Origin of the sequence: Binatus sp. (SeqCode) (assembly GCF_036522015.1) — a bacterium.
GTDB lineage: Bacteria > Desulfobacterota > Binatia > Binatales > Binataceae > Binatus.
Genome location: NZ_DATDGQ010000307.1, coordinates 1 through 9601 on the forward strand (window position 1 = coordinate 1; position 9601 = coordinate 9601).

Sequence of the window (9601 nt, forward strand, 5' to 3'; positions counted from 1 at the left end):
GTTCGTACGCCGCAGAAGTGGCCTGGCTGTTCCCCTCGCTCAGCAGATGTCGATCGATGGCCGCGCGACCCGCGTATTCCGCATGCTCGAGCGCGAGCGCATCCAGCTTGCGTCCCTCGCGCGAGAATTCGCGGGCCAGCAATTCGTAATCCAGGAATGCGAGCGTGCCGCCAAAGTCGAACAGCAACGCCTTCAGTTTCTCTTTTTTCTTCGCTCTCATGCCCGCTCCAGCTTAGCAGGGCACTATTTCATCTTCATATTGTTGCGCGGCCATCTCTCAAAAAGATATGATTTTTCTGGAGATTTGTCCCCCATCGCCCGACAGGAGTAGTGATGTTCACCGGTATCATCGAAGATCTCGGCACCGTCGAAAGCCTTAAGCCGACCGACCAGGGCGCCGTAATCTCAGTGCACACATCGCTGCCGGTGGCCGAAATCACCATCGGCGATTCGATCACTGTCAACGGCGCATGCCTGACCGTGATTTCCAAAAGCCCCGGACGTTTCGCGATGGATGTCTCCGCCGAGACGCTCCGATGCACCGGTCTTGGCGATCTGAAACCCGGCGCCCGCGTCAATCTCGAGCGATGCCTCACGCTCGGCAAGCTGCTCGGCGGCCATCTAGTCTCCGGCCACGTCGACGGCATCGGTCGGGTCGTGTCGATCAAGCCTGAGGGCGACTCGAAACTTTTCAGCTTCGAGGTCGCACCGGCGCAAGCGCGCTACCTGGTCGAAAAGGGCTCGGTCGCAATCGACGGAATCAGCCTCACGATCTTTTCGGTCAAGGACAACAATTTCTCCGTCGAACTGATTCCGCACACGCTGCGCTCGACGACGCTCGGCTCCAGGCAAGCCGGTGACTTCGTAAACATCGAGAACGACATGCTGGTCAAGTACGTCGAAAAGATTCTCACCCTGCGAGCCGCCGCAACCCCCGCGTAGATACTGAAAAACATGAGCTTGATGCAGATACCGCGCAAGATCGAGTACGCCCTGCGTGCGATGATCTATCTCGCCGATCATCCCGCGGGCGTGGCGCGCGGAACCGAGATAGCCACTCGCGAGCAGATCCCGAAATACTATCTCGAGAAAGTGATACGCGATCTGATGCGCCGCGGCCTCGTCCACGCGCGGCGCGGTCCCGGCGGCGGCTACCAACTCGCCCGCAAAGCCGACACCGTCACGTTCCGGGATATTATCGAAGCGGTTGAGGGTCCGATCACGCTCAACGTATGCACCGACGGCAGCAGCTCATGCGCCTTGCAGCCCACCTGCCGCATGTATCGCGTGTGGGAGAAGGGCCAGCGCGTGTTGCTCGAAGTTTTCTCCGACACCTCGCTCGCCGAAATCGCCGCGTCGCGGCCATCTCCGCCGGTCTGCCCTCCCGAGGTCGCGGCGAGCGCGATATCGCCGGCCAAGTCCCAGCCCGCGTAGCCGAATTGAAGACCCACTCGACTCTGACCCCGCGAACGCTCGGCCCGTGAGCGATTTCGGAGCGATCGGCCTCGGCGATTTCGTCGGCAAGCCACGCCGCGGCGCGCCGGTCTTTACTGAGAAGACCTTTTATCTCGAGGAATTCTACGGCAAGAGCCTGCTCTTCGCGCTGATTCCTCCAGCGGGACACCGAATCTCCGAATTCAATTCTCTGCTCCTGACGCTCCGCGAATTGCGCCGCAATCAAACCCGATGCGTCGTCATCGTTTCCCCGAGCGCGCTCCCGAAACTGATGCGACGGCTCGGCCGCCTCGCGCCCACCGAACCGCCGCCGGTCTTCAATCCGTCCGAAGGACTGCGGTCACGGCCGTATCCACCGGATTCTGCCGTCGCAGAAATCTGGGCTCGGCTACGCGCCGGCTCCATCGTCGTCGCCTCGATGAGCCGCGACGACGCCGACGATCTCACCGTTTTCGCGCGCGAGCTCGCCAGCCGGCTGCGCGTGTTTAAGCTGCTGATGCTCGATCGGCGCGGCGGCCTGGTCGACAAGGACGGCAATCGCCTGTCATTCGTCGAAGAACGCCGCATCGGCCGCACCATGCGCAACATCCGCTCGCGCGCTCGCAGAGCCATCGTGCGCGCAGCGCTTGACGCGCTCGAGGACGGTGTCGGCTCCGTCAACCTGGTCGCGCCCGGCGACGTTTACGAAGAACTGTTCAGCTTCATCGGGGCCGGAACGCTCTTTACCGAAATGCAATACGGCTTCGTCCGTCCGGTTTCGATCGATGACTTCGAAGAAGTCGAAGCGCTGATCGTGCGCGGCCAGACAGAAGGTCACCTGCTGCCCCGCACTCCCGATCAGATCGCGCAGATCCTGCCGTCATGTTTCGGCTACCGAATCGGCGACGAGCACCTCGCCGGAATCTGCTCGCTGCTGACCGAGCCCTACCGCCGCGACCGATGCGGCGAGATCACCGCGATGTACACCTTGACGCGTTTCCAGGGCGAGGGCGTCGCCGCAGTACTGGTGCGCGAGATATTCAAGGAAGCCGAGGCGCGCCGCCTCAAATACCTCTTCGCCTGCACCAATGACGATCGAGTCGCGGGTTTCTTCTCGCGGCTTGGCTTCAAACGCGCGAGTGCCCGCGACGTTTCCGCGGCGAAATGGCGTGGTTACGACTCCTCCCGCATTGAAAGCCTTAGTATATTGCGCATCAACCTCGACTGACTATTCGATGATTAGCCATTAGATCGCGACTAGCTATTATGACGCTGAAATCGGCCGCCGCGATCGCTGCGATTGTTCTCGTCATATCTGTCCTGACCCTTCATCGACTCGGCGCGGGCGACGTATGCACTGGCAACGAGGCCGTCGAAGGCGTCTTCGTCCAGCAGATGGTCGAACACGGGCAGCTGATGTTCCCGGTCGAGAACGGCAACGTCCCGATGTACAAGCCGCCGCTGTTCCACTGGACGGCGGTCGCGATCGATCGCCTCGCCGGAGTCCGCAAGGTGACCGCTGCGAACCTCCGCCTGCCATCCGCCCTCTACGCGATCGCCGGCGCCGTCCTGATTATGATCTTCGCGTACGAAATCCTCGGCCTCGACGCCGCCGTCCTCGCCGGACTCGCCCTGGCCGGCTCGTACCAGTACATCAGCCAGGGCCGTTTCGGCCGCGTCGACATGACGCTGTGCTTCTTCGAGACCCTCTCTCTGTTGGCTTTTCTGAGGTGGCTGCCGCGTGACGCGACCCTGTCTGGTCGCGAGGCGCGTTTCGCATCCAACCTGCCTGCGCTCTACTCGCTGGCTGCGGCGCTCGGTTTAGGCGTGCTCGCCAAGGGGCCGGTCGGCGCAATTCTGCCTGGTGCATCGATCGTCATCTTCATGGTCGCCGAGCGTCGGGGACGCCAAATTCTGACGATGCTCGATCCCGGCGCGATCATCGTCGGCGGCGCAATCGCTTCGAGCTGGTACCTCGCATGCTACTTCGGCGGACGCTTCGCCTTTCTGAATCGCCAGCTCGATACCGAGAACGTCGGCCGCTTCGTCGGCTCGCTGGGCGCGATGGCGCCGTGGTACTACCTCAAACCCGTCCTGCTCAACTCCGCCCCGCTGAGTTTGCTCGTCCCAGTCGCCGCCGTTTACGCATTACTCAGTCCAATAGTCACTTCGAGCAGCGCCACTACCGATCCAAATCCTGCCTCTCCCGACGGGGGAGGTCGCGTCGCGGAAAGCGACGTGGGAGGGGTCGCCCGCTCCGCCGTCCGCCTGTTTGCGATATTCTATTTCGCCACCGTCATTTTCTTCAGCGTTGCCGCCTACAAACGGCGCTCGTATCTGCTGCCGGTATGGCCGGCAGCCGCGCTGATACTCGCGTGGTGGGTCCTGACAATTCCGCCGCCCGCGTACCGGCGCGCCGCGAAATGGACCTTTGCCGCGCTATGCGCCGGGCTCGTCGTATTCAACTTCATCTATATACCGCGGTCAGAAGTGCGTACTTGCCGCGACGATTCATTTCGTCCCGCGGCCGCCGAGATCGCGCGCGTCGTAGCCCCTGCTGACCCGCTCTACCTTTACGGATTCCAGGAAGAAGCCGCGCCCCTCTTGTTCTACCTCGATCGAGACGCGCCCATCCTCGACGGTCGCCTCGATGACGCGCCCCCCGGCTTCATCATCCTGCCCGCCCAGGTTTGGAAGAAGCATGAAAGCGAGGCGCTGGACTTCGAGCCCGTCCTCACCTCGGACCACGGCAATCGCCAGCTCGTACTAATCAAGCGCGGCAAATCCTACGCGTCATCTCCGCTTCATTTCTCTGCGGACCGGATCACCGCTCTATATCTCTCGCAATCGACCATGTGATCGTTGACCATCCCGGTCGCTTGCATCATCGCGTAGCAGATTGTCGATCCCACAAACTTGAACCCGCGACCGATCAACTCCTTGCTCATCGCATCAGACTCAGCCGTGCGCGCCGGCAACTGCTTTAGCGTGCGCCATTTGTTGATCCTCGGCCGGCCGCCGACGAATCGCCAGATATAATCGTCGAAGGTGGCAAACTCTCTCTGCACGGCAAGAAACGCCTTCGCGTTGCCAATCGCGGAATTGATCTTCAACCGATTTCGAACGATTCCCGCGTCCGCGAGCAGTCTCGTCACGTCGCGATCGCCGAACTTCGCGACGCGCGCGGGCTCGAACTCCTTGAAGGCGCGGCGATAGGCGTCGCGCTTGCGCAGGATCGTGTCCCAGCTCAGTCCGGCCTGGGCACCTTCGAGCGTGATAAACTCGAACCACCGCCGTTCGTCATGAACCGGCACACCCCACTCTTCGTCGTGGTAGCGAATCGCCAACTCATTGCGCGCCCATCCGCACCGCATAGGTGAACCTCAAAGGCGGAACACAGGAACGAGGTCTCGCACCGCGCCGGTGCCGATTTCTTTCACTGGGTGTGCAGGGGTCACCCCTGCCGAAGGAGGCGTGAAACCCACCGCGGGTTTCACATTCGATAAAGTGATTTACCCTTTCCCTCACGCGCCGCTGGCGCTTTTACGCTCCGGTTCCTGCTCCGCTTTCTCTGCGGACTTTTCCGCGCATCGGCGCTTTAACTCGGCGAACGCGTCATCGACGAAAGCCTTCATCAACGCGACGTCTGGCATCACGCGCGGGTCCGCCATCAGTCCGAAGTATAGGCTCTTATAGTAACTGAGTATTGCGACTGCATACCCCATCGTGGCGCCGAGCGGCACGAGCGGTACCATGTCCAGGCATACGTGGCCGTTTATATATTGCGGCACCTGCACGCCCGGGACGTTGGTCGCGATAAAGTTTATTCCGACAGCGGGCAGGCCGAAGCCATCGGGCCGCGGCCTCCAGTCCGTCCACTTTGCCATCCGCCCCGCGACGTCCATCATCGTGGTCGCCACGCGCGCAGCCGGGCCGATCATGCTAGGCGGAATCGCGTCGCCGAGGCCCATGATGGTTTCCAGAGCCTGCGCGGAGCCGGCCGCTTTGATTCGCTCGGTTTCCTCGTGGATCAATTGCAGCCGCTCGACGATATCCATCGGCGCCGCAGGCGCGGTCGGGAACATCATCGAGACGCGATTCCCAAGCGAACTTTTTTCGCTTCTGTGGCGCACGTTGACCGGACATCCAATGCACAGTTGCTGTCCTTCGACGGCGTACCCATGATGCTGCAAGTAGCGCGCGGCGCCCTCGGTCAACATCGCCAGTACGACGTCATTGACCGAGCCGCCAAATGCCGATCTGATCGCGCGAAAATCCGAAAACGTTTGACGCGTCCATGCCACCACGCGGTCCTGCGTAACCGGCGTCGAGTTCCACGGCGTCGCCACTATTCGCCGCGTCGCCAGCTCGGTCATCACGCGCGAGGCCTCCGCCATTTGCCGCGCACGATCCGCCACCGACGCCGGGTCCTCGATCGCTTCGACCGCAGCGTTGATGGTCGAGCTAACCGCGCCTTGAATCTGGTCGCGCACGGCATCCGCGAATCGTCGGATCAGGCTCGACGGCTTGGCCGCCACCCACGGTGTCGGCGGTTGTGGAATATCAGGCGGCTCCGCGCGAAAGTCGTACATCACCTTCAGCAGTTCGACCCCCGACACGCCGTCAACCAGGCAATGATGCACCTTCCACATCAGCGCCGTGCGATTTCCGTCCAGGTTGTGGAAGGTGTGCAGTTCCCACAGTGGACGCTTGCGATCGAGCGGCTTCTCGAAGATGCGCATCATTTCCGCCAGCGCGTCGCCTTCGCTGATGGCGTCTGGCAGCTCGTGCAGATGCACATGGTTCGCGACCGTAAACTCCGGGTCATCCTCCATCATGGCGTGCGAGAAATTCAGCGGAACTTCGATCAGCCGCTGCCGGTAGCGCGGCACCAGGTGCATCCGCTCCTCGAAATGGCCGAGCAGCGCGTTGAAATCGACGTGTCCCTCGAACAACCCGATCGATCCGATATGCAGCGGACCGCTCTGCGACTCGCCATAGATAAAGGTCGCATCCTGGGTGGACAGTCGGTAGCTCGCCGAGGATGGAAATGCTGAATTTTCGGCCATTCGAAACTCGCCTCCGAGCCGGATTCCCCTCGGTCTTGGGCCACGGCTCAGTGCCCCGTCCAAGCGGAGAAAACCCTGGAAATGACAATGCCGTAGAATGCGAAGTTTGGCAGGCATGGTCTGGGAAGTGCAAGCTGTATTTTATCGATGCTGCGCTTGCCGGATGGCCCGCGCTGATCAAGGATAGCGCTTCGCGCGGGTTAAGAGCGTCTTACGAGTTTTTTCGACGGCAGCGCTTGCCCGCAGTAGCTATGCGGAGGTTTCGATGGCCGAGCAGATCAAGACTAATCGTTCTTATCCAATTCAGCTTAAATTGCGCGACGGCCACAGCGCCGTCATCCGCGTGATGGAGCCCGACGACCTCGACAAGATAATCGACTTCGCCCGGAACCTGCCCGCCGACGATCTGCTCTTCCTCCGTACCGACATCACCGACCGCCACGTCGTCCAGCAATGGGTTGATAACATCAAGAACGGAACTACCATCACGCTGCTCGCCGAAGTTGACGGTGAACTCGCTGCCTACGCCAGCGTCCATCTTGATCAGGCGCGATGGACCCGGCGGGTCGGCGAAATCCGCATCATCACTTCGTCGCGTTATCGCGGCGCGGGACTCGGCCGCCGCCTGTCCGCCGAAGTATTCGATCTCGCGCGATCGCTCGGCCTCAAGAAAATAACGGCTCAAATGACCACCGATCAGACCGCGGCGCGCGCCGCCTTCGAGCACCTTGGATTCCAGGTGGAAGCGATACTGTCGGACTGGGTCGAGGACCGGCGCGGTCGCGCGCGCGACCTCCTGATCATGACCTACGACGTAGCCGGCTTCTCAGACCGCATCGTCGCGTAAGTCCAATCCTTTTCCTCGCATCGAGCTGAATGCGGGCGCCCTCACCCGCCGTTCGCGGACTTGCGTCGACCTCTCCCGACGGGAGAGGTCAATCACGCTACTGTGTCACCACCAATATCCTGAAGGTCCCTGGAACCGGCACCGGACGCGGATGCTCGGGGTTGGTGCCGGCAGGAAATGTCAGGTCCGCCGTCGGGAGATAAATCATTTCGCCGCTGGGATCGACCGCCATCGTGCGTGCGCCCAGCTCCGTCTTCAGCACTTGTGCGACTTCGAACTTGTCGGCTGACACTTCGCGAATGATCGTCAACGTCCCGTCGCCGCAGCTCGCGAACACCAGGCCGCCGCGGAATGCGGTCGCATCGACGAACGCGCCAATGGGAAAATCCGCGATGATCTTTCCGTCGTCGGCGTTCATCACGATCAGCTTTTTGTTTCGACACCCAATGAACAGCCGCCGCGTCGCGCGATCCATCGACATCCCGGTCGGCCTGCTACCCGGCGCGGTCGGCCATCGCGCGACGACCTTCATCTGTTTGGTATCGACCACGGCGACCTCGTCCTTGTCCAAGATATTGACGTAGACCTTGCCGTTCTCGTCGGAAACCGCGAACTCCGGGGAGCCGCCCAAATCGACAGTCGCCGCAGGTTTGCCGCCGGCCGGATTCACGTCGGGCGCGATCGCCACCAGCTGATGCGCATCGCCGCACATCACCAGCACCCGATTGCTGGCGCGATCATAGATGATACCGTCCGCGTCATCCGCGGCAGGCACTTTGCCCAGCATTGCGTGAGTCTTCATATCGAAGATCAGCACAGAGCCGCTGCCGCCGTCGCTGATAAATCCTCGCCCCGCCTCCGGCACGAACGCCACGCCATGCGATCTTTTCTGACCGCCGATATCCGCGACGATTTTCCCGGTGGAGACGTCCATCGCCATCGTATGCGTGACGCGGGTGACGTATAGCTCGCCCTTGTGGAGCGTCGCGTAGTCCCATCCACCGTCACCGCCAAGCTTGAAGGTAGCGGTCATCTTGTAAGCCGGAGCCCCGGACTCCGCCGCGAGCACCAAATCCGCGGCCGTAGCGAACGCCGCGACGACAGTCGCGAGCGCAAAGAGTCGAACAAAATAGTTTTTCATATTGAATTCAGATGCCGAAATTTCACCGAAGTTACGCACGGCAATGCCTACTCCTGCAATCCATCAAGCAATCGGAATGATCCATCCGCATCGCACGGCAACGCGACCACTCTCACCACCGCATCGACATTCAACTCTCCGCATAGATGAGGAAACAACTCGCCCGCCGATTCACCACGCTGCATCGCAGGCGCTTCATACTTCAACTCCGCCTTAAGCCGCGACTCCTCGATACATAGCACGACAAGGCCGTTTTGCCCGCGATAAAACCGATTAGCAGTATCGATCAGCTGTGCCGGCGTCGAGCAATGGATAAACCCTTCCGCCTGCAGACTATCGGGCGCATAGGTTCCCCTCCCCGCCGCGAGCTCCCACTCACCGCGCTTGACGATATGTACGATCATCCGGTGCTCTTCGAAAATATCTTGTCGCATCATTCGGGCGTCTTGGTTTTGGTCCGCAGTGCGACCAAGCCCGGCAGATCGTATTGCGGCAGGTCGCCAATGATTTCGAACCACGGCGACTTTACCTCGATGAAGATGTGCTTGTCGGGTTTCATTCCGGGGTCGTCGTCGAGAAGGCCGGCCGGAATTTCGAGCAATCCCGAGCGTCCGCGAGATCGCTTTTGCGCAGGCCTCGGATTCGGCACCGGCGAACCGCATCGGCTGCAGAAGGAGGCGCGATAGGCGGGAGGCTCGCGCAGTATCGGCGCCTCGTATGCGGTAATTAGCTCTTCGCCCTCGATGAGCCGGAAATCTTCGATGCGGACGTAGAGTCCTGAAAAAAATGCGGAGCCGGTGACTTTGCGGCATCGCGTGCAATGGCACAGCTCGAACGGACCGGCCGGTTTGGTGAATTCGAAGCGGATGGCGCCGCAAAGACAGCTTCCGTGGATCATTTTATGCACCTCCCGTACTGTTTGGCATACTGGGATTGGGATAAGAAAGATCCGAAATGCGCATCTCGATGGAGTCCCAGAACCCTCACCTGCCGGCCGCGTTGCGGCCGGCTGCCTCTCCCGTAAAGTAACGGGCGAGGTATTCGGATCCTCCGCAGCAGGTGCTTTGCAATTTTACTAAACGATTGGTATGTGATCAGGAGGCTCGCTGA

The 9601-nt window shown here is 61.1% G+C and carries 11 protein-coding genes; 5 read left to right on the forward strand and 6 right to left on the reverse strand.

Annotation, left to right across the window (positions count from 1 at the left end; all coding sequences use genetic code 11):
- Positions 1-220: hypothetical protein (locus VIW95_RS13095; RefSeq protein ID WP_331587198.1), on the reverse strand; the 220-nt coding region annotated here is incomplete at its 3' end.
- A gap of 113 nt (positions 221-333) precedes the next feature.
- Here VIW95_RS13095 and VIW95_RS13100 point away from each other — a divergent pair.
- The 4 genes from VIW95_RS13100 to VIW95_RS13115 are packed head-to-tail and all read left to right on the forward strand — an operon-like array spanning position 334 to position 4293.
- The gene (locus tag VIW95_RS13100) at positions 334-942 is read left to right on the forward strand and encodes a riboflavin synthase (protein ID WP_331587200.1); all 609 of its coding nucleotides are present in this window, start codon (positions 334-336) and stop codon (positions 940-942) included.
- Positions 943-954: 12 nt separating this feature from the next.
- A complete protein-coding gene (locus VIW95_RS13105; RefSeq protein WP_331587202.1) occupies positions 955-1434 on the forward strand; it encodes an Rrf2 family transcriptional regulator in 480 nt (159 codons plus the stop codon).
- Positions 1435-1480: 46 nt separating this feature from the next.
- On the forward strand, positions 1481-2662 hold the full coding sequence (locus tag VIW95_RS13110; RefSeq protein WP_331587204.1) for a GNAT family N-acetyltransferase: 1182 nt from the start codon (positions 1481-1483) through the stop codon (positions 2660-2662).
- Positions 2663-2700: 38 nt separating this feature from the next.
- Positions 2701-4293: an ArnT family glycosyltransferase gene (locus VIW95_RS13115; RefSeq protein WP_331587206.1), complete on the forward strand. Its 1593-nt coding sequence runs from the start codon at positions 2701-2703 to the stop codon at positions 4291-4293.
- Here the strand turns inward: VIW95_RS13115 and VIW95_RS13120 are convergent.
- Entirely contained in the window at positions 4239-4808 is a 570-nt protein-coding gene (locus VIW95_RS13120; RefSeq protein WP_331587208.1) for a DNA-3-methyladenine glycosylase I, read from the reverse strand. The two genes, VIW95_RS13115 and VIW95_RS13120, sit on opposite strands and share 55 nt — an antisense overlap.
- A gap of 150 nt (positions 4809-4958) precedes the next feature.
- Positions 4959-6503 (reverse strand): wax ester/triacylglycerol synthase family O-acyltransferase, encoded by a 1545-nt coding sequence (locus VIW95_RS13125; protein ID WP_331587210.1) that lies wholly within the window; start codon positions 6501-6503, stop codon positions 4959-4961.
- A gap of 265 nt (positions 6504-6768) precedes the next feature.
- Here VIW95_RS13125 and VIW95_RS13130 point away from each other — a divergent pair, with 265 nt between their 5' ends.
- Positions 6769-7350, forward strand: a complete 582-nt coding sequence (locus VIW95_RS13130; RefSeq protein WP_331587212.1) for a GNAT family N-acetyltransferase — start codon at positions 6769-6771, stop codon at positions 7348-7350.
- A gap of 97 nt (positions 7351-7447) precedes the next feature.
- Here the strand turns inward: VIW95_RS13130 and VIW95_RS13135 are convergent, their stop codons facing one another.
- From VIW95_RS13135 to VIW95_RS13145, 3 genes are read right to left on the reverse strand one after another with little or no spacing between them, the layout of a single operon-like run.
- On the reverse strand, positions 7448-8491 hold the full coding sequence (locus VIW95_RS13135) for a hypothetical protein (protein ID WP_331587214.1): 1044 nt from the start codon (positions 8489-8491) through the stop codon (positions 7448-7450).
- Positions 8492-8538: 47 nt separating this feature from the next.
- Positions 8539-8895, reverse strand: coding sequence for a DUF952 domain-containing protein (locus VIW95_RS13140; RefSeq protein WP_331587216.1), 357 nt, complete (start codon positions 8893-8895; stop codon positions 8539-8541).
- Between the two features lie 29 nt (positions 8896-8924).
- Positions 8925-9389, reverse strand: coding sequence for a GFA family protein (locus tag VIW95_RS13145; RefSeq protein ID WP_331587218.1), 465 nt, complete (start codon positions 9387-9389; stop codon positions 8925-8927).
- Positions 9390-9601: the final 212 nt, after the last annotated feature.